Source organism: Klebsiella sp. F11 (assembly GCF_056712265.1).
The window spans coordinates 3,377,931-3,397,140 of sequence record NZ_CM160060.1; the positions used below are offsets into that span (position 1 = coordinate 3,377,931).

Annotated in this window: 17 protein-coding genes and 1 pseudogene; 5 read left to right on the forward strand and 13 right to left on the reverse strand. The window is 59.0% G+C overall.

The window, feature by feature from the left end; translation table 11 throughout:
* Nucleotides 1-5 precede the first annotated feature (5 nt).
* The 4 genes from nagK to lolC all read right to left on the reverse strand — a co-directional run bounded on the left by nagK (nt 6) and on the right by lolC (nt 4,128).
* Nucleotides 6-917 carry an N-acetylglucosamine kinase gene (gene nagK, locus AC1M2H_RS16735; RefSeq protein ID WP_480148215.1) on the reverse strand — a complete coding sequence of 304 codons (912 nt, stop codon included), beginning with the start codon at nt 915-917 and terminating at the stop codon, nt 6-8.
* Nucleotides 918-990: 73 nt separating this feature from the next.
* A complete protein-coding gene (lolE, locus tag AC1M2H_RS16740) occupies nt 991-2,235 on the reverse strand; it encodes a lipoprotein-releasing ABC transporter permease subunit LolE (protein ID WP_480148216.1) in 1,245 nt (414 codons plus the stop codon).
* Entirely contained in the window at nt 2,235-2,936 is a 702-nt protein-coding gene (gene lolD / locus AC1M2H_RS16745) for a lipoprotein-releasing ABC transporter ATP-binding protein LolD (RefSeq protein WP_480148217.1), read from the reverse strand. Before lolD ends, lolE begins: the two co-directional genes overlap by 1 nt.
* Nucleotides 2,929-4,128 carry a lipoprotein-releasing ABC transporter permease subunit LolC gene (gene lolC / locus AC1M2H_RS16750; protein WP_480148219.1) on the reverse strand — a complete coding sequence of 400 codons (1,200 nt, stop codon included), beginning with the start codon at nt 4,126-4,128 and terminating at the stop codon, nt 2,929-2,931. Before lolC ends, lolD begins: the two co-directional genes overlap by 8 nt.
* Before the next feature lie 352 nt (nt 4,129-4,480).
* Here lolC and mfd point away from each other — a divergent pair, with 352 nt between their 5' ends.
* Nucleotides 4,481-7,927 carry a transcription-repair coupling factor gene (gene mfd / locus AC1M2H_RS16755; protein ID WP_480148221.1) on the forward strand — a complete coding sequence of 1,149 codons (3,447 nt, stop codon included), beginning with the start codon at nt 4,481-4,483 and terminating at the stop codon, nt 7,925-7,927.
* Nucleotides 7,928-8,089: 162 nt separating this feature from the next.
* The gene (gene ldtC / locus AC1M2H_RS16760; protein WP_480148222.1) at nt 8,090-9,052 is read left to right on the forward strand and encodes a L,D-transpeptidase LdtC; all 963 of its coding nucleotides are present in this window, start codon (nt 8,090-8,092) and stop codon (nt 9,050-9,052) included.
* 214 nt (nt 9,053-9,266) lie between these two features.
* On the opposite strand, the gene bhsA is transcribed toward ldtC, so the two are convergent.
* Nucleotides 9,267-9,524 (reverse strand): multiple stress resistance protein BhsA, encoded by a 258-nt coding sequence (bhsA, locus tag AC1M2H_RS16765; protein ID WP_041144985.1) that lies wholly within the window; start codon nt 9,522-9,524, stop codon nt 9,267-9,269.
* Nucleotides 9,525-9,644: 120 nt separating this feature from the next.
* On the opposite strand from bhsA, the pseudogene AC1M2H_RS16770 reads away from it, so the two are divergent.
* The 3 genes and pseudogenes from AC1M2H_RS16770 to AC1M2H_RS16780 form a co-directional block, all read left to right on the forward strand.
* A pseudogene (locus AC1M2H_RS16770) lies at nt 9,645-9,710 on the forward strand (hypothetical protein); the annotation flags it as partial.
* A gap of 63 nt (nt 9,711-9,773) precedes the next feature.
* Entirely contained in the window at nt 9,774-10,409 is a 636-nt protein-coding gene (locus tag AC1M2H_RS16775) for a TetR/AcrR family transcriptional regulator (RefSeq protein ID WP_480148223.1), read from the forward strand.
* A 254-nt stretch (nt 10,410-10,663) separates the two neighbouring features.
* Nucleotides 10,664-12,850 carry a TonB-dependent siderophore receptor gene (locus tag AC1M2H_RS16780; protein ID WP_480148224.1) on the forward strand — a complete coding sequence of 729 codons (2,187 nt, stop codon included), beginning with the start codon at nt 10,664-10,666 and terminating at the stop codon, nt 12,848-12,850.
* A gap of 54 nt (nt 12,851-12,904) precedes the next feature.
* Here AC1M2H_RS16780 and AC1M2H_RS16785 read toward each other — a convergent pair whose 3' ends face one another.
* The 8 genes from AC1M2H_RS16785 to hinT all read right to left on the reverse strand — a co-directional run bounded on the left by AC1M2H_RS16785 (nt 12,905) and on the right by hinT (nt 19,053).
* Nucleotides 12,905-13,444, reverse strand: a complete 540-nt coding sequence (locus AC1M2H_RS16785; RefSeq protein ID WP_480148225.1) for a glycine zipper 2TM domain-containing protein — start codon at nt 13,442-13,444, stop codon at nt 12,905-12,907.
* A 262-nt stretch (nt 13,445-13,706) separates the two neighbouring features.
* Complete coding sequence (locus tag AC1M2H_RS16790; RefSeq protein WP_480148226.1) at nt 13,707-15,011, reverse strand: NAD(P)/FAD-dependent oxidoreductase; 1,305 nt, start codon at nt 15,009-15,011, stop codon at nt 13,707-13,709.
* A gap of 236 nt (nt 15,012-15,247) precedes the next feature.
* Nucleotides 15,248-15,790, reverse strand: a complete 543-nt coding sequence (gene ycfP, locus AC1M2H_RS16795) for an alpha/beta hydrolase YcfP (RefSeq protein WP_464414744.1) — start codon at nt 15,788-15,790, stop codon at nt 15,248-15,250.
* A gap of 36 nt (nt 15,791-15,826) precedes the next feature.
* Nucleotides 15,827-16,837: a beta-N-acetylhexosaminidase gene (nagZ, locus tag AC1M2H_RS16800; protein WP_480148230.1), complete on the reverse strand. Its 1,011-nt coding sequence runs from the start codon at nt 16,835-16,837 to the stop codon at nt 15,827-15,829.
* Nucleotides 16,838-16,865: 28 nt separating this feature from the next.
* The gene (thiK, locus tag AC1M2H_RS16805; protein ID WP_480148231.1) at nt 16,866-17,681 is read right to left on the reverse strand and encodes a thiamine kinase; all 816 of its coding nucleotides are present in this window, start codon (nt 17,679-17,681) and stop codon (nt 16,866-16,868) included.
* Nucleotides 17,662-18,297, reverse strand: coding sequence for a penicillin-binding protein activator LpoB (lpoB, locus tag AC1M2H_RS16810; protein WP_480151969.1), 636 nt, complete (start codon nt 18,295-18,297; stop codon nt 17,662-17,664). The genes thiK and lpoB overlap by 20 nt, the downstream gene beginning before the upstream one ends.
* Nucleotides 18,298-18,318: 21 nt before the next feature.
* Nucleotides 18,319-18,693, reverse strand: coding sequence for a YcfL family putative periplasmic lipoprotein (locus tag AC1M2H_RS16815; protein ID WP_045854851.1), 375 nt, complete (start codon nt 18,691-18,693; stop codon nt 18,319-18,321).
* 3 nt (nt 18,694-18,696) lie between these two features.
* Nucleotides 18,697-19,053 (reverse strand): purine nucleoside phosphoramidase, encoded by a 357-nt coding sequence (hinT, locus tag AC1M2H_RS16820; protein ID WP_045854850.1) that lies wholly within the window; start codon nt 19,051-19,053, stop codon nt 18,697-18,699.
* Nucleotides 19,054-19,210: the final 157 nt, after the last annotated feature.

Below are 19,210 nucleotides of genomic sequence, written 5' to 3' on the forward strand. Positions count from 1 at the left end.
TGTGATTAATCAGTCAAATGAAGGAAGGCCGCACCGCGCATTCCTCCCGCATCGCCGTGGCGCGCCCGCTCAATACGCGGCACCCGGGCAACGGGAAGTAAATGACGCGGCAGGCGCTGCGCCAGCCCTTCGGTTATTGCAGTAAAGTTAGACAATCCTCCGCCAACTACCAGCAGATCCGGGTCAACGATGGTTAAAATATTACCCAGACACACCGCCAGCAGGTCAAGATAGCGCTCAACGTGGGCGCGCGCTTTTTCATCGCCCTGCTGCCACAGCGCGACAATTTCCGGTGAGGTGAGGGATTGTTGGTAAAAGTGCTGATACAGCCAGGCAAAGCCGCGGCCGGAGAGATAGTTTTCAATACAGCCCAGCTGGCCGCAGCCGCAGCGGGTCAGCGGAAAATCGCGTCCGACCACCTCCAGCGCGTCCACCGGCAGGCGAATATGGCCAAATTCGCCGGTGATATAGCTATGTCCGGTAATCGATTTGCCGTTGAGGATCAGGCCGCCGCCTACGCCGGTGCCGAGAATCAGCCCCATCACCAGCGGATAGCGGGTAAACTCGTCGTCCCAGGCTTCCGAGAGCGCAAAGCAGTTGGCGTCGTTATCGAGACGCACCTCGCGCCCCAGGCGGGCGCTCAGGTCGGCGCGCAGCGGTTTACCGCTGGCGGCGGGCACGTTGGCGGCGTATAGCGTACCGTCCGCGGTCTCCGGCATTCCCGGAATGCCGATCCCGACCGAGCCCTGGCAATCGAAGCGGGCGTCCGCCTCAAGCACCAGCGCCGCTACCGCCTGGAGAAAATCTTCATAACTGTCCTGCGGAGTGGCGACGCGCTTTTCCCACTGCAGCCGCCGCTCCTTGTTAAATACGCCCAACGCAATCTTGCTGCCGCCAATGTCAAATCCGTAATACATTTCAGCAATTCCTCTTTCTAACCCTGCGCTCCACCTTGCAAAATGAAGCGCATTAGCGGGTCATGACGGTAAATTACTGGCCACTCAGCACCCTCGCCGGGTCAATGCGGCTGGCGCGGCGGGCGGGATACCAGCTGGCCAGCAAACTCAGCAACAGTGCCGTCACCAGCACGTAAATGACGTCCAGCCAGTGCAGTTCAGACGGCAGGAAGTCGATAAAATAGATGTCGCCGGAGAGGAATTTATGCCCAAGCAGGGATTCAAGGCCGTTAATAATCGACGTCAGCTTCAGCGCGCAAACCACGCCAATGGCGACCCCAATCAGGCTTCCGACCGAACCGGCAAGTAGACCATACCACACGAAAATCGCGCGGATCAGGCCGTCTTTCGCCCCGAGCGTGCGCAGCACCGCAATATCGCTGCTTTTATCCTTCACCGCCATCACCAGGGTGGAGACGATGTTAAAGCAGGCGACCCCGATAACCAGCACCATCGCCAGATACATAATGGCGCGGATCATCTGGATATCGCGATACATATAGCCGTAGGTGCCGATCCAGCTCTTGATATAGACGTAGCTGTTGGTGACTTCGCCGGCGTCGCGCACCAGGGTATTGGCGTGGAAGACATCGGTGACCTTGATGGCGATGCCGGTAACGCTGCTGCCCATATCCAGATACTGCTGGGCATCCGCCATCGGGATCATCGCGAAGCTGTGATCGAGCTGGCCGCTCAGCTGGAGGATCCCGGTGACCTGCAGCCTGACGCGTTTCGGCTGCAGCAGCTGGTGCTCGGCGTCGGAGTTGGGGATCATTATCGAGACCCAATCGCCCTGCTTGACGTGCAGGGCATCGGCGACGCCCTTGCCTAAAATAACCTGCTGCTCGCCGGGCCTAAAGCCGGCCCAGGCGTTGTTCTGCACGAAGGTCGGCAGCGAGCTCAGGCGGCTCTCCTGCTGCGGATCGACGCCCTTCACCTGAATGGCGCGCATGTTGCTGCCGCTCTCCACCAGCCCGGTAAAGTTGATATAGGGCGCCGCCGCCACGATGCCCTTGACCTTTTCAACCTTCGCCAGCGCGTCGCTCCAGTTGTTCCAGGGCTGCTTAACCGGCTCGATCTCCCCGTGGGGAACCACCGCCAGGATGCGGTTATTGAGCTCGCGTTCAAAGCCGTTCATGGCGCTCAGGCCGACGATCAGCACCGCCACGCCCAGCGCAATGCCGATGGTCGAAATCACCGAAATCAGCGATACCATGCCGCCGCGTCGGCGGCCGCGGCTAAAGCGCAGGGCGATCAACAGGGATAACGGAGAGGCCATTACTCGGCCCCCATCAGGGTCAGTTCCGCGTTCAGGTGGCCATCACGCATCTCCAGCTGACGGTTCATCCGTTTTGCCAGCTGCAGGTCGTGGGTCACCACCAGGAACGCGGTACGTTGAGCGATATTGAGCTCGCCCAGCAGCTGGAAAATGCTGTCGGCGTTGCGGGCGTCAAGGTTGCCGGTCGGTTCATCCGCCAGCACCAGCCGCGGCTTATTGACCAGCGCGCGGGCGATCGCCACGCGCTGGCGTTCGCCGCCGGAAAGCTCGGACGGACGATGGTTACTGCGGTGCTCAAGGCCGACCGCGCGCAGCATCTCTTTGGCCTGGCGTTCGATATCGGCCGCCTTCTGCCTGCCGATCAGCAGCGGCATCGCCACGTTTTCGAGGGCGGTGAAGTCAGGCAGCAGGTGGTGAAACTGATAGATAAAGCCCAGCTCGCGGTTACGCAGGTCGGCGCGGGCCGCCGCGGAGAGCTGGCTCATCGGCTGGCCGGAGAAAATAACGTCGCCCGAGGTCGGAGTATCGAGGCCGCCAAGCAGATGCAGGAGCGTACTTTTGCCGGAACCCGAGGTGCCGACAATCGCCATCATCTCGCCCTCCTCGATGCTGAAGCTGACATCGTGCAGCACGTCCGTTTGCACGTTGCCTTCCTGATAGCGTTTGCACAGGTTGTCGCATTGCAGCAGGATCTTATTCATAACGTAAAGCCTCAGCGGGTTGGATGGCGGCAGCGCGCCAGGAAGGATACAACGTAGATAACAATGCCAGCACCATCGCCACCAGGGCGATAATCGTCACCTGCAGCGGTTCGATAGCGACCGGCAGCGCGGCGCCGTCAAGAAACGCGCCGATAATCGGCATCAGGTTATTCAGTTGGCTGGCGAGCAGCGTGCCGAGCAGCGCGCCGAGCAGCGCGCCGACGATCCCGGCGCTGGCGCCCTGCACCATAAACACCAGCATAATCTGCCGCGGCGTCAGGCCGAGGGTTTGCAGAATCGCCACCTCGCCCTGTTTTTCCATCACCATCATCCCGAGCGAGGTGATGATATTGAAGGCCGCCACTGCCACAATCAGGCTCAGCAGCAGGCCCATCATATTTTTTTCCATCCGCACGGCCTGGAACAGCTCGCCCTTGCGCTCGCGCCAGTCCTGCCACTTCGTCCCCTCGGGCAGGGTCTGCTGGCTGAGCGTATCGACCTGCAGCGGCTGGTTGAGCCACAGGCGCCAGCCGGTAATATTGCCCAGCGGGTAGCGCATCAGGCGCGAGGCGTCGTCGATATTGGTCAGCATCTGGTAGCCGTCGACTTCGCTGCTGGCGGCGAAGGTACCGATGACGTTAAACAGGCGCTGGCTCGGCACCCGGCCCATCGGCGTAAACTGGCTGGCGGACGGTACCATCACGCGAATCTGATCGCCGCGATTAACCCCGAGCTGACCGGCCAGCTGCTCGCCGAGAATAACGTTATATTTCCCGGCCTGCAGGTCGCTCTGCCTGACGTTAACGAGGTACGGCGTCAGCGGATCTTTCTGCGCCGGATCGATGCCAAGCATCACCCCAACCGCAACGCTGCGCGCGCTTTGCAGCACCACGTCGCCGGTGGTCAACGGCGCGACCCGGCTGACGCCCTGCAGCTTCACGGCGCTTTCCGGCAGCGTTTGCGGATTGATTGAGCCCTGCTGGGCGCTAAGAATGGCCTGCGGCATCAGCCCCAGGATGTTGTTCTGCAGTTCTCGTTCAAAGCCGTTCATCACCGACAGGACGGTCACCAGCGCCATCACACCGAGCGTGATGCCAATGGTTGAGAGCCAGGAGACGAAACGGCCGAAGCGGTCGGCTGCGCGCCCGCGCATGTAGCGAAGGCCGATAAAGAGTGCGGCAGGTTGGTACATGTATTCCATCTGGTTGCTGATAGCCGATACACGAGTATATATGTCATAGCACAACGCGTAAATCACTGAAACGGTAAGTTTTTGTCGCCGAACGGGGAAAAAGTAAAGATAAATCAACCGGATATTTGATATGTCAGTTCTTATCTATCAGAATCTTTCCCCGCCGCCGAACATCCTTTTGTCATTCAGGTTGGCGAATTAAGACCAATCGCGGATAATCAGAGGCATTGAATATCAGCAATTTGCCCCTACATCGTAGAGCGAATCACTCAGGGCCTATTGCGGTAGGCGTACTTTGCTGGCACATAAAAAAGCCTAATGGGATAGGCTCTAAGGGATCCTGACAACCGCTATGTCTCAACAATATCGATACTCACTGCCGGTCAAACCCGGCGATCAGCGGCAGCTCGGCGAACTAACCGGCGCGGCCTGCGCGACCCTGGTCGCGGAAATGGCCGAACGTCACGACGGCCCGGTGATCCTCGTCGCCCCCGATATGCAAAACGCCCTGCGCCTGAATGATGAAATTCGGCAGTTTACCGACAGCATGGTCATCGCCCTGGCGGACTGGGAAACCCTGCCCTACGATAGCTTCTCGCCGCATCAGGATATTATCTCTTCCCGGCTGGCGACCCTTTACCAGCAGCCGACCATGCAGCGCGGCGTGCTGATCGTACCGGTCAGCACCTTAATGCAGCGCGTCTGCCCGCATAACTACCTGCACGGCCACGCGCTGGTGATGAAAAAGGGCCAGCGCCTGTCGCGGGATACCCTCCGCGCGCAGCTGGATAGCGCGGGCTATCGCCATGTCGATCAGGTTATGGAGCACGGCGAATACGCGACCCGCGGCGCCCTGCTCGACCTCTACCCGATGGGCAGCGAACAGCCCTATCGCCTCGATTTCTTCGATGACGAAATCGACAGCCTGCGCCTGTTTGACGTGGACAGCCAGCGCACGCTTGAAGAGGTGGCGGCGATCGATCTCCTGCCGGCCCACGAGTTCCCGACCGACCAGGCCGCCATCGAGCTGTTCCGCAGCCAGTGGCGCGATCGTTTCGAGGTCAAGCGCGATGCCGAGCACATCTATCAACAGGTCAGCAAAGGCACCCTGCCCACCGGCATCGAATACTGGCAGCCGCTGTTTTTCAACGAGCCGCTGCCGCCGCTGTTCAGCTACTTCCCGGCGAATACGCTGATCGTCAACACCGGCGAGCTGGAAGCCAGCGCCGAACGTTTCCAGAGCGAAACGCACGCCCGCTTTGCAAGCCGCGGCGTTGACCCCATGCGCCCGCTGCTGCCGCCGGAGCTGCTCTGGCTGCGCAGCGATGAGCTGTTCAGCGAGCTGAAAAAATGGCCGCGCGTGCAGTTAAAAACCGACCGCCTGGCGGAGAAAGCGGCCCATACCAACCTCGGCTATCAGAAGCTGCCGGAGCTGGCGATTCAGGCGCAGAACAAAGCGCCGCTGGATAACCTGCGCCGCTTCCTCGAATCCTTCAACGGGCCGGTTATCTTCTCGGTCGAGAGCGAGGGCCGCCGCGAAGCGCTGGGCGAAATGCTGGCGCGCATTAAGGTTGCGCCAAAGCATATCCTGCGGCTCGAAGAGGCCACCGGCAGCGGCCGCTATCTGATGATCGGCGCCGCCGAGCACGGCTTTATCGATAGCCCGCGCGGCCTGGCGCTGATTTGTGAAAGCGATCTGCTGGGCGAGCGCGTGGCGCGCCGACGTCAGGATTCGCGGCGCACCATCAATCCTGATACTCTGATTCGCAACCTCGCGGAGCTGCATACCGGCCAGCCGGTGGTGCATCTTGAGCACGGCGTCGGCCGCTATGCGGGAATGACCACCCTCGAGGCCGGCGGCATCAAGGGTGAATACCTGATGCTCACCTACGCCAACGACGCCAAACTGTACGTGCCGGTCTCCTCGCTCCATCTGATTAGCCGCTACGCCGGCGGCGCGGAAGAGAGCGCCCCGCTGCATAAGCTCGGCGGCGACGCCTGGACGCGGGCGCGGCAAAAAGCGGCGGAGAAGGTGCGCGACGTGGCGGCGGAGCTGCTGGATATCTATGCCCAGCGCGCGGTCAAATCCGGGTTTGCCTTTAAGCACGATCGCGAACAGTATCAGCTCTTTTGCGACGGCTTCCCGTTTGAGACCACTCCCGATCAGGCCCAGGCCATCAACGCGGTGCTGAGCGATATGTGCCAGCCGCTGGCAATGGACCGTCTGGTGTGCGGCGACGTGGGCTTTGGTAAAACCGAAGTCGCCATGCGCGCCGCCTTCCTGGCGGTAGAGAACCATAAGCAGGTGGCGGTACTGGTGCCGACGACCCTGCTCGCGCAGCAGCACTTCGACAACTTCCGCGACCGCTTCGCCAACTGGCCGGTGCGCATCGAAATGTTGTCCCGCTTCCGCAGCGCCAAAGAGCAGGCGCAGATTCTGGAACAGGCGGCGGAGGGCAAAATCGATATTCTGATCGGCACCCATAAGCTGCTGCAGAGCGAAGTGAAGCTGCGCGATCTTGGGCTGCTGATCGTCGATGAGGAGCACCGCTTCGGCGTGCGGCACAAAGAGCGCATCAAGGCCATGCGCGCCGATGTCGATATTCTGACGCTCACCGCGACGCCGATCCCGCGTACCCTGAATATGGCGATGAGCGGCATGCGCGATCTGTCGATTATCGCCACCCCGCCGGCGCGCCGCCTGGCGGTGAAAACCTTCGTGCGCGAGTACGATGCGCTGGTGGTCCGCGAGGCCATGCTGCGCGAAATACTGCGCGGCGGCCAGGTTTACTACCTCTACAATGACGTAGAAAACATCCAGAAAGCCGCCGATCGCCTGGCCGCGCTGGTGCCGGAGGCCCGCATCGCCATCGGCCACGGGCAGATGCGCGAACGCGAGCTTGAGCGGGTGATGAACGATTTCCACCACCAGCGTTTTAACGTGCTGGTCTGCACCACTATTATTGAAACCGGGATCGATATTCCGACCGCCAATACGATTATCATCGAGCGCGCCGATCATTTCGGCCTGGCCCAGCTGCACCAGCTGCGCGGGCGCGTCGGGCGTTCGCACCACCAGGCCTACGCCTGGCTGCTGACTCCGCATCCGAAGGCGATGTCCAGCGATGCGCAAAAGCGTCTGGAAGCAATCGCCTCGCTGGAGGATCTCGGCGCCGGGTTCGCCCTGGCAACCCACGACCTGGAAATTCGCGGCGCCGGGGAGTTGCTGGGCGAAGACCAGAGTGGGCAGATGACCACCATCGGCTTCTCGCTGTATATGGAGCTGCTGGAGAACGCCGTCGACGCGCTGAAGGCCGGGCGCGAGCCGTCGCTGGAAGATCTCACCAGCCAGCAAACCGAGGTCGAACTGCGTATGCCGTCATTGCTGCCGGACGACTTTATCCCGGATGTGAATACCCGCCTCTCGTTCTACAAGCGCGTTGCCAGCGCCAAAAGCGAGCACGAGCTGGAAGAGATCAAGGTTGAGCTCATCGACCGCTTCGGCCTGCTGCCGGACGCGGCCAGAAATCTGCTGGATATCGCCCGCCTGCGCCAGCAGGCGCAAAAGCTGGGCATCCGCAAGCTGGAGGGCAACGAAAAAGGCGGCATCATTGAGTTTAACGAAAAGAACCACGTCAACCCGGTGTGGCTGATTGGCCTGCTGCAGAAGCAGCCGCAGCGCTTCCGCCTTGACGGGCCGACGCGGCTGAAGTTTATGCAGGATCTCGCCGAGCGTAAAACGCGGATGGACTGGGTTCGTCAGTTTATGCGCCAGCTGGAAGAGAACGCCGTCGCCTGATCGTAACCGGGAAATGGCTGCGGTGACATTCATCGCAGCCATTTTTCCATCTGACACATTCAGCAAGCTTTACAAATGTTTTGCAATCTACCAGGGTTTCACCACACTCTCCCGCGCCATAATTTGTTTCTGTTTTCGTAAAAAAATAACCACTTACTTATTATGGCTATAAACTCTTCGCGTATCTCTCTGTGGCTGGCGCTGGCTACCGTTGTCGCCGTCCTGGCGCTTCCGGCCCGCGCTAACACCTGGCCTTTACCGCCGCCGGGCAGCCGCCTGGTAGGGCAAAATCAGTTCCACGTGGTGCAGAACAACGGCGGCTCGCTGGAAGCCATCGCCAAAAAGTATAACGTCGGTTTTCTGGCGCTCCTGCAGGCCAACCCCGGCGTCGATCCCTACGTTCCCCGCGCCGGCAGCGTGCTGACCATTCCGCTGCAGACGCTGCTGCCGGACGCGCCGCGCGAAGGGCTGGTGATTAACCTCGCCGAACTTCGTCTTTACTACTATCCGCCGGGCAAGAATCAGGTGACCGTCTACCCTATCGGTATCGGCCAGCTCGGGGGCGATACCCTGACGCCGACAATGATGACGACCGTTTCCGATAAGCGCGCCAACCCGACCTGGACGCCGACGGCCAATATTCGCGCGCGCTATAAGGCGATGGGGATCGAGCTGCCGGCCGTGGTTCCCGCCGGGCCGGATAACCCGATGGGGCACCACGCAATTCGCCTTGCGGCCTACGGCGGCGTCTATCTGCTGCACGGCACCAACGCCGACTTTGGCATTGGCATGCGCGTAAGCTCGGGCTGCATTCGCCTGCGCGACAACGATATTAAAACGCTGTACAACAAAATTACCCCCGGAACCCGAGTCAATATTATCAACGCGCCGATCAAGGTTTCCGTTGAGCCAAACGGCAGCCGGCTGGTCGAGATTCATCAGCCGCTATCGAAGCATCTTGATGACGATCCGCAAACGCTGCCAATCGTACTTGATGCGGCAATGCAGGCCTTTAAGCAGGCGCAGCTCACCGACCAGCCGGTCATGGAGCGGGCGATGGGACTGCGATCGGGGATGCCGATTGATGTCACCCGCCATCAGCCGAACGCCGGACAGGCACTGTAATCGCACGACGCGCGGAATACCGATTAATCGACGGGTTCTTGATGACGTTTTATGGGGAAGAGAGCCGGGCATTCAGAGAGCGAGTCGCGGTCCCATAAGGGGTGTGGACCGCTTCGCAATATTGGCATAACAGGGGAACAGCTTACTGCTTACTACCGCGGCCTGATAAAGGGATCAGAGCCACGTTTGTCAGTGGCATGACAGAGGGAACAGCTTATTTGTAGATAACCGCAGTGCCGTGCAGGGTGTTAGGACCGGTTACCGACGTAATGCGGAATGAAGTCGCGCCCATTTCTTCCGCTTTCTGCGCCAGCTGGTCTTCCAGAGAGCCCAGGTTGGTGCCGGCGGAGGCGGAAACGGTGCCGATTTTTTGCTGGCCGGCAGGAGTGGATTGCACTTCAACGGCGGCAAAACTGGCGAAAGAGAGCGAGCTCAGGACAGCAGCGAGGGTCAGCGTTTTGATGGTTTTCATGATTATTGTACCTATGCAGATGATTTTTTATTAGGGTCGCAAGAATTAACTTAACGATCGATAGGTAAATAATAATGTGACTCACATCACACGTCAACGCATTTTTATAACGATCGTTTAATTATTTATAAACAACTTAAAATTCATATATATATGAATTATTTATTTTTGGGCCGACTCTGCTGGTAGGTTGCGGCGTTTGTTTTTATAATGGCCCCTCAACAAACCAACATAGGTACAAGCGGCATCATGACAACTGACGTCCAAAGTTGCACAAAAAAAAGCCGTGGCCGACCTAAAGTGTTCGACAGGGAAGCGGCGCTGGATAAGGCCATGGCACTGTTCTGGCAGCATGGGTATGAGGCAACCTCCCTTGCCGACCTGGTGGAAGCCACCGGGGCAAAAGCCCCTACGCTCTACGCCGAGTTCGTCAACAAAGAAGGGCTGTTTCGCGCGGTGCTGGATCGCTATATTTCGCGCTTTGCCGCCAGGCACGAAGCGCAGCTGTTTGACGAAGATAAGTCGGTCGACCAGGCGCTGCGGGACTATTTCACCGCGATTGCCACCTGCTTTACCAGTAAAGACACGCCGGCGGGTTGCTTTATGATCAACACCTCCGCGGTGCTGGCGGCCTCCTCTACCGACATCGCCAACACTATTAAGTCGCGGCACGCGATGCAGGAGCAGACCCTGATCCAGTTCCTGCAGCAGCGCCAGCTGCGCGGTGAGCTGCCGGAAAATGGCGACGTTCGCCAGCTCGCGCAGTTCTTAAGCTGCGTGCTGCAGGGCATGTCGATAAGCGCCCGCGAAGGCGCCGATTTCAGCAAATTAATGCAAATTGCCGACACCACCCTGCGCCTGTGGCCGCAAATTCTCCAGCCCTAATCCGCTCTGCTGTCCGGTGACCTAAGTCACCGGGCCTGCGTTACCCCTCCGCTTTGACCCCATTTTTATTAATGTTTTCACACCTTTAAGCGTTAATTTGTTGTAAATGATATTGATAACAATAATCACTGCGTGCAGAATTCGCATTTGCGTTTTTCAATTTGTTTCACCCTGTAACAATCGGTGCGCCCGCGCCGAAAAACTAAAACAACAATGCTTAACAACAAAGCAATTAACTCATAAAAGGAATGCGAATGAACACGCGTCTCTGGGTGCTTAACCCACTGCTGCTGGCTACCACCCTCCCCGTCTTTAGCGCCCAGGCGGCCGAAGAAAGTCTTATCGTTAGCGCCAACCGTACGCACCGTACCGTTGCCGAAATGGCGCAGACCACCTGGGTTATTGAAGGTCACGAAATTGAACAGCAGGTTCAGGGCGGCAAGGAGTTCAAAGACGTGCTGGCGCAGCTTATCCCGGGCATCGACGTCAGCAGCCAGGGACGGACGAACTACGGCATGAATATGCGCGGTCGCGCGATCGTGGTGCTGATCGACGGCGTACGGCTGAACTCCTCCCGCACCGACAGCCGTCAGCTCGACGCTATCGACCCGTTCAATATTGAACATATCGAGGTTATCTCCGGCGCCACCTCGCTGTACGGCGGCGGTAGCACCGGCGGCCTGATCAATATTGTGACCAAAAAAGGCCAGCAGGATAGCCAGGTCGATCTCGAACTGGGCGGCAAAACGGGGTTTGCCAACAGTAACGACCATGACGAGCGGGTGGCGGCGGCGGTCAGCGGCGGAACCGACCACGCATCCGGCAGATTATCGGTGGCTTATCAGCGCTTCGGCGGCTGGTATGACGGCAATAACGATGCGCTGATCCTCGATAATACCCAGACCGGCTTACAGCACTCCGACCGCCTCGACGTGATGGGCACCGGCACCATCGACATAGACGATAATCGTCAGCTCCAGCTGGTGACGCAATACTATAAAAGCCAGGGCGACGACTACGGCCTGTACCTGGGGAAAAATATGTCGGCGGTGACCGGCGACGGCAAGGCCTACACCACCGGCGGGCTGGATTCCGACCGCGTGCCCGGCACCGAGCGTCATCTGATCAGCCTCCAGTATTCCGACGCCGACTTCTACGGCCAGAATCTGGTCAGCCAGATCTACTATCGCGACGAATCCCTGACCTTTTACCCCTTCCCAACCCTCTCTAAGGGCCAGGTCAGCAGCTTCTCCTCCTCGAAGCAGGATACCGATCAGTACGGGGCCAAAATTACCCTCAACAGCCAGCCGCTGGAGGGCCTGGATCTGACCTGGGGGCTCGATGCCGATCATGAAACCTTCAACGCCAACCAGATGTTCTTCGATCTCAACCAATCGATGGCTTCCGGCGGGCTGAATAATCAGTCGATCTACACCACCGGCCGCTACCCGGGCTACAGCATCACCAACCTCGCCCCGTTCCTGCAAAGCAGCTATGACCTGAACGATATCTTTACCGTCAGCGGCGGCGTGCGCTACCAGTGGACGGAAAACCGGGTAGATGATTTTGTCGGCTACGCGCAGCAGCAGGACGTCGCCAACGGGAAAGCCCGCTCGGCGGACGCCATCCCCGGCGGGAAAACGGATTACGATAACTTCCTGTTTAACGCCGGGATTGTCGCCCACATTACCGACCGTCAGCAGACCTGGTTTAACTTCTCGCAGGGCGTCGAGCTGCCGGATCCGGGTAAATACTACGGCATTGGTCAATACGGCGCCGCCGTTAACGGCAACCTTCCGCTGGTGTCGAGCGTCAACGTCGGCGACTCGCCGCTGCAGGGGATAAAAGTTAACTCTTACGAGCTGGGCTGGCGCTACACCGGCGATAACCTGCGCACCCAGCTGGCGGCTTACTACTCGACGTCGGACAAAAATATCGTTGTCAATCGCGCCGATATGACGATAGACGTTCAGTCCGATAAGCGGCGTATTTACGGCGTTGAAGGGGCGGTGGATTACGCCTTCCCGCAGAGCGACTGGAGCACGGGAGCTAACTTCAACGTGCTGAAATCGCAGGTGAAGAGCGACGGCAGCTGGCAGAAATGGGACGTAACCCTGGCCTCGCCGTCAAAAGCCACCGCCTGGGTCGGCTGGGCGCCGGATCCGTGGTCGCTGCGCGTGCAAACCCAACAGGTGTTCGATATTAGCGACGCCAGCGGCAACAAGCTTGACGGCTACAACACCGTTGACTTTATCGGCAGCTACGCGCTCCCGCTGGGCAAGCTGACCTTCAGCATCGAAAACCTGCTGAACGAAGACTACGTCACCCTCTGGGGCCAGCGCGCGCCGCTGCTCTATAGCCCAACCTACGGCAGCAGTTCGCTGTATGAGTACAAAGGCCGCGGCCGCACCTTTGGTCTGAACTACGCCCTGAGCTTCTGATAAAAAAAGCCCCTCATCCTGAGTGATGAGGGGCAAATAGCAATAAACGCTTTTTTACGCTTTGTTATTCAGAATCAGCTGACCGTTACTATCCAGCGGAATTTGCGTGCCGGGGTCATGTTCCATGCGAATCTTGCCCTGCTGATCGCCGATTTTGTAGGTGACGTCATAGCCCAGCATTTTATCCGATTTGTCGTACACCGTTTTGCAGCGCTGCTGCGTGGTGGTGTAGGTGTCGCCTTCCTGCAGCGATCCCTGAATCTGATTACCGGCATAGCCGCCACCCAGCGCGCCCACTACCGTGGCAACGCTGCGGCCGCGGCCACCGCCAAACTGATGGCCGATAACCCCGCCGGCAACCGCGCCGAGCACCGAGCCGGCAATCCGGTTTTCATCCTGCACCGGACGACGGTGGGTAACGGTGACGTTGCGGCACTCCTGGCGCGGCGTTTTAATGCTCTCTTTTATCGGCGTACTGGAGACCACCTGCGCATACTGCGGGCCACGATCCAGTACGTTAAGACCGGCGACGGCGGCCACGCCCAGCGCGGCGGCCACGCCAATCCCTATACCCGCCAACATTGATTTATTCACGGGACATCCTCCTTTGTTGCTGATAGCGATAATTTTGCTATCAGCCCGGGGAGCTTGCAAATCAGAAAGCGGATGAAAAATGCGAGGATATGCAGCAAACTGCGGTGATTCAGAGGAATCCGAGAGGATATAGCGAATATTACAGAATGATATTCCGGATAATCGCCCGGCAGCGCGTTATCTGACCGGGCGGCGGTTCGGCGCGTTTCGCGCCCCCGGAGAAGGCGCTAACGCCATCATCCGGGAGCCGGGCGTCCGAAAATTAGTGCAGCTTCAGGCGCGGACGAATGATGCGGTTGATGCGCCCCACCAGCATCATCAGGCCGGTTTTAAAGTAGCCGTGCAGCGCAATCTGGTGCATGCGGTACAGGGAGATGTAAACGAAGCGCGCAATACGACCTTCGATCATCATTGAACCACGCATCAGGTTACCCATCAGGCTGCCGACGGTCGAGTAGTTGGAGAGCGAAACCAGCGAGCCGTGATCCTTATAAGCATAGGTTTTCAACGGCTTGTTTTTCATCTGCGCGAGGATGTTATGCAACGCGCAGGTTGCCATCTGGTGTGCGGCCTGCGCGCGCGGCGGCACGAATCCGCCTTCCGGACGGGCGCAGGAGGCGCAGTCGCCGATGGCATAGATGTCGGCATCGCGGGTCGTTTGCAGCGTCGGTTCGACCACCAGCTGATTGATGCGGTTGGTTTCCAGACCGCCGATCTCTTTCATAAAGTCCGGCGCCTTAATCCCGGCGGCCCAGACCATCAGATCGGCATTAATAAACTCGCCGTCTTTGGTGTGCAGGCCGTTGGCATCGGCGCTGGTGACCATGGTTTTTGTCAGCACCCGCACGCCGAGCTTGGTCAGCTCGCTGTGCGCGGCGCCGGAAATGCGCGGCGGCAGCGCCGGCAGAATACGCTCGCCGGCCTCAACCAGGGTGACGTTCAGCGCTTCGTTGGTCAGCCCTTTGTAGCCGTAGCTGTGCAGCTGCTTAACCGCGTTATGCAACTCGGCAGAAAGCTCAACGCCGGTGGCCCCGCCGCCGACGATAGCAATATTCACTTTGCCGTTGGCGCCGAGGTCCGCGGAGTATTTGAGGAACAGGTTTAGCATTTCCTGATGGAAACGGCGCGCCTGGTGCGGGTTATCGAGGAAAATACAGTTCTCTTTTACGCCCGGCGTATTAAAGTCGTTCGAGGTACTGCCCAGCGCCATAACCAGCGTGTCGTAAGGCAGCTTGCGCTCGGCCACCAGCAGCTCGCCCTTTTCGTCGCGCAGTTCGGAAAGCGTGATGGTTTTTGCTTCGCGGTTGATATCCGCGACTGACCCGAGCTGGAACTGAAAACCGTGATTGCGGGCATGAGCCAGGTAGCTCAGCGCGTCTACACCTTCGTCGAGCGAACCCGTTGCCACTTCATGCAGCAGCGGTTTCCACAGATGGCTATGGTTGCGATCCACCAGGGTGATTTTCGCCTTTTTGCCGCGGCCCAGCTTTTTACCCAGCTGAGTAGCCAGTTCCAGCCCGCCGGCACCGCCACCCACGATTACTATTCTTTTCAATGGTGTAGTCACGTGACCCCCTAAAAGTATTAACCAATTGTTAATTAAAAGTTATGCAAATAGCCTTTAATTAACAACAGGTTACAGCATTGAAACCATTCAGCGAAATCGAGAATAACATGAACGGTTCATTGGTCATACCAAAATTGATATGCATCAAGTTTTACCGCATATTTTTTGAGCAGACAATCACAGAATAGATAAAAAAAGCCCGCGGTGCGTTCGCACGGCGGGCCGGAGGGAGGCTGTTAGCCCAGGGTCTTAAAGGCCTTTATCCGCTGCAGGTGCGGGGAGATACTCTTGAATTTATGGCCCTGCTCGTTATCCCAGATGATTTCATAGTAGTGATGCAGCAGCTCGGCCGAACGCTGGCTGTCCAGCGCTTCATCCTTGCGGGAGAGCATCACCAGGCAACGATCGCGATTTTTTTCACGGAAGTTATTCACGCACTTAGTAGCGATATCCGCGTACTCTTCCGGGCGATCGATTTTCCCCTCCATGTTCTCGTCGGGAAACAGATTCGGGTTAAAAATCGCCTGGCGGATATCGCAGAGAAAGCCAATGCGTTCCGCCCAGTAACCGCCGAGACCAACGCCGCAAATCAGCGGCCGATCGTCGGCGTTGAGCTGCAGCATCTTATCGACCTCTTTTAACAGGTGCTGCATGTCATGCTTCGGATGCCGCGTACTGTAGCTAATCAACCGCACGTCGGGGTCGATAAACTGCAGCTGCAGCACCTTTTCATGGTTACCGGGGCTGTTAGAGTCAAAACCGTGTAAATAGATAATCATCGTATCCTCACCAGACAACAACGCCCTTCAGGTTTGCTACGCGGACTTCGCTTCTTGCCAACGCGCGTGGAGCTGCTCCAGCTGCGCGTTGACCGCCTTCCAGCGGGCGGAATCCCTTAGTTCCTGACGGGTAAAGGAACCTTTATGATACAATTTCGTAACACGCTCTGCTTTGATCGGCGACAGGTTATCCAGCACGCTGACCGCCCCCTTACGATTATTACAGACCAGGATCATATCGCAACCCGCGTCCAGGGAAGCCTGCCCGCGCTCGGCGTAGCTGCCCATAATCGCCGCGCCTTCCATCGACAGATCGTCAGAGAAAATCACGCCGTCAAAGCCTAACTCCCCGCGCAGCACCGTCTTCAGCCAGTGCGCCGAACCGCTGGCCGGACGCGGGTCGACGTCGGTGTAAATAACGTGGGCAGGCATAATCGCATCGAGGCGTTGCTCCGCCACCAGCGTGCGGAAAACGGCCATATCCCGGGCGCGAATTTCCGCCTCAGCCCGCGGATCGCGCGGCGTCTCTTTATGTGAATCCGCGGTTACCGCGCCGTGGCCCGGGAAATGCTTCCCGGTCGCCTTCATGCCCGCCTCATGCATACCGTCAATAAAGCAGCGCGCGATAGCCAGCGCCTTCTCGGGATCCTCATGATAGGAGCGCTCGCCGATGGCGGCGCTAATGTGGCCGACATCGAGCACCGGCGCAAAGCTGATATCAATATCCATGGCGATCATTTCGCTGGCCATCAGCCAGCCGGCCTGCGCCGCCAGCCTGCCGCCCTCTTCCATCCCCAGCAGCGCGGCAAAGGACTGCGCGGCCGGCAGGTGGGTAAAGCCCTCGCGAAAGCGCTGCACGCGCCCGCCTTCCTGATCGACCGCGATCGCCAGATGATTGTGCGAAGCTTCGCGGATCTGCCGCACCAGCTCGCGCAGCTGCGCCGGATCGTGGTAGTTGCGGGTGAAGAGAATCAGTCCGCCAACCAAAGGATGCGCGAGGATCTCCCGCTCTTCCGCATCCAGCTCAAAACCTTCGACATCCAACATTACCGGACCCACACTGACCTCTCTTATATTATGTGTCTAACTGACCCCAGGCCGCATCTGCCAGGGCGATAAACTGCCGGTCGCCGGTTTGCCGCCAGCGACGCTCGTACCAGCCAGCCATGAGCATCAATACCCACGGGCGCCAGCGCTGAATTTGTCGCCACAGCTGGCGTTCATTAACGTTCGCCAGCCGGGCATACTCCGCAGCCAGCCGCCGCCTCTGCACGGGATCAATCCACACGGCTGCAAGCTCCAGCGCAATATCGCCATCGCCGGCATATTCCCAGTCGATCAGCCGCAGCCCGCCCTCGGTATGGACAAGGTTGCCGGCATGCACGTCCATATGCAGCGGCGCCAGGCGCAGCGGCCGCGGCTCTCCGCGACGTAACAGACGCTGATGCCAGCGCAGCCAGAGCGGGGTTCGTCGCGCGCGGTCGCTCTGCTGCCAGTAGCGCTCCAGCAGCGGCGCCAGCGCGATGCGCCAGCCGAGGCGCGGCTGGCGGTGCAGATGATACAACACTCCGGCCAGCTGCGGGCACGGCGGCAGCGCGCTTTTCATTTCACCGACGCAGTATTCCACCACCATCCAGCGCGGGGAGTAAAAAATAGGCGACGGCGCAAGCGTATCCGGCATCCGTGATAACGCGCGATATTGACGAAGGAAATCGCTGGCGGGCGCGGCAGGATCGTGCGGCTGGCGTAATACCAGCCGCCGGGTGCCGTTGCTGATAATGCAGCTACCGCCGCTCAGACCGGCAAAGGCCGGATCGTCGAGCGGCGAATAGCGGGGGAAATAGCGCGACAATAGCTCATCGCGCGTTAGCTTACTGTTGCTGAACTGCACCTTTACCTGACCAAATAATCTCGCCGGTTTGCACCAGCATCAGCTGCATCTTCAGCTCAGGCGAATTGACGTTACCGGTGGCATTAGAGTAGAGCACGTACTGGGCGCCGACGGTGCGCGCAATGCCCATCGCTTTGCTGCGGCTGCCGAGGCTATCCTGCGGCGACAGGCCAAGCTGCTGTTTCGCAACGCCCAGCTGCTGCGCCGAGACCAGCGTAAACTTGCCGTTTCCCGTCAGCGCATTGCGCAGGGCCTCGGTCGCCTCACCCGCGTTCAGGGTCCCGTTAGTGCGGTTATTGACGCTATCGACCAGCAGAATGCTGCCCGCATTCACGCCGCCCGCCTGCAGCATTTGCCCAACCATCGGCTGTACCGCGCCGTTCCAGTCGTAGTGGCGAACGCGCGGCGTCGGCTGCGTTGGCTGTTCCTCATGCTCAATCGGACCCGGCTGCGCCGGCACTGCCGGAATGCCCGGCACGGTCGGCACCGTAGGCTGCGGCTGCGCGGGCTGTTCCGGCTTCGGCTGCGCCTCCCCTACCGGCGAGGGCTCCTGACGCTGCCCGACGCACCCGGCAAGGAATATCGCCAGTGCTGTGATCAACGCATAGCGACACATTTTCATCATCACAATTACCTCTTACAGATAAAGATAAAGTCGGGCCTTATGCGCCCCCAAAATATTCGCACTGCCGTAAAGCGTCACCGATGAGCGTGCGGGCACCGTGATGCTGCGTGCCGGCTCCAGCGGGTGCATCTCCAGTCCTCTGGCGTCATACCAGAAGAAGCGGTAATGCACGACGATCGGCTCCTGGCGTTCGTTGAACAGCCTTGAGGTTGCGGTGGCCTGAATCTGTGAGGCGGTGACCTCAGGCGCATCGGCGCTGATACCTGCGGCTAAGACGTTAGATTCCATCACCAGCGTCTGCTGCTCTCCCACCGGAATTTCCGCGTGAGAACCGCAGCCGGCCAGCAGCGCCGCCGCCAGAAGAGTGCCGAAATGAGCTGCGCGCATTGATTAGCCTTTGTGAGCCAGCATGGGACCCAGCGGACGACCGCCAAGCAGGTGCATATGGATATGGTAGACTTCCTGGCCGCCGTGGCGGTTGCAGTTGACGATCAGGCGATAGCCGTCGTCGGCAAGACCTTCATCACGCGCAATTTTCGCCGCGACGGTCATCATCCGTCCCAGCGCCAGCTCGTGCTCGGCGGTGACGTCGTTGACGGTAGGAATCAGGATATTGGGGATAATCAGAATATGGGTCGGCGCCTGGGGAGAAATGTCGCGAAAGGCGGTAACAAGCTCATCCTGATAAACAATATCCGACGGGATCTCCCGGCGAATGATTTTGCTAAAAATCGTTTCTTCTGCCATGACTGATTCCTTATTAATTTTTATACCGTGCTCTGGCCTGCCTCTGCAGATAAACGCGAACGCACAGGATTCGCCTAAGAGTATGAGCGAGTTACTCCCCCTCTTTCAACCCGAATGCACTTTTTCTTACTCCGCGGCCGACTTAGCTGATGACGGA

Coding starts and splice junctions, on each gene's coding strand:
- hinT (WP_045854850.1), bottom strand. CDS start 19,053: ATGGCAGAAGAAACGATTTTTAGCAAAATCATTCGCCGGGAGATCCCG.
- lpoB (WP_480151969.1), bottom strand. CDS start 18,297: ATGTGTCGCTATGCGTTGATCACAGCACTGGCGATATTCCTTGCCGGG.
- AC1M2H_RS16775 (WP_480148223.1), top strand. CDS start 9,774: ATGACAACTGACGTCCAAAGTTGCACAAAAAAAAGCCGTGGCCGACCT.
- ycfP (WP_464414744.1), bottom strand. CDS start 15,790: ATGATTATCTATTTACACGGTTTTGACTCTAACAGCCCCGGTAACCAT.
- lolE (WP_480148216.1), bottom strand. CDS start 2,235: ATGGCCTCTCCGTTATCCCTGTTGATCGCCCTGCGCTTTAGCCGCGGC.
- mfd (WP_480148221.1), top strand. CDS start 4,481: ATGTCTCAACAATATCGATACTCACTGCCGGTCAAACCCGGCGATCAG.
- nagZ (WP_480148230.1), bottom strand. CDS start 16,837: ATGTTGGATGTCGAAGGTTTTGAGCTGGATGCGGAAGAGCGGGAGATC.
- ldtC (WP_480148222.1), top strand. CDS start 8,090: ATGGCTATAAACTCTTCGCGTATCTCTCTGTGGCTGGCGCTGGCTACC.
- bhsA (WP_041144985.1), bottom strand. CDS start 9,524: ATGAAAACCATCAAAACGCTGACCCTCGCTGCTGTCCTGAGCTCGCTC.
- lolD (WP_480148217.1), bottom strand. CDS start 2,936: ATGAATAAGATCCTGCTGCAATGCGACAACCTGTGCAAACGCTATCAG.
- lolC (WP_480148219.1), bottom strand. CDS start 4,128: ATGTACCAACCTGCCGCACTCTTTATCGGCCTTCGCTACATGCGCGGG.
- AC1M2H_RS16780 (WP_480148224.1), top strand. CDS start 10,664: ATGAACACGCGTCTCTGGGTGCTTAACCCACTGCTGCTGGCTACCACC.
- AC1M2H_RS16815 (WP_045854851.1), bottom strand. CDS start 18,693: ATGCGCGCAGCTCATTTCGGCACTCTTCTGGCGGCGGCGCTGCTGGCC.
- nagK (WP_480148215.1), bottom strand. CDS start 917: ATGTATTACGGATTTGACATTGGCGGCAGCAAGATTGCGTTGGGCGTA.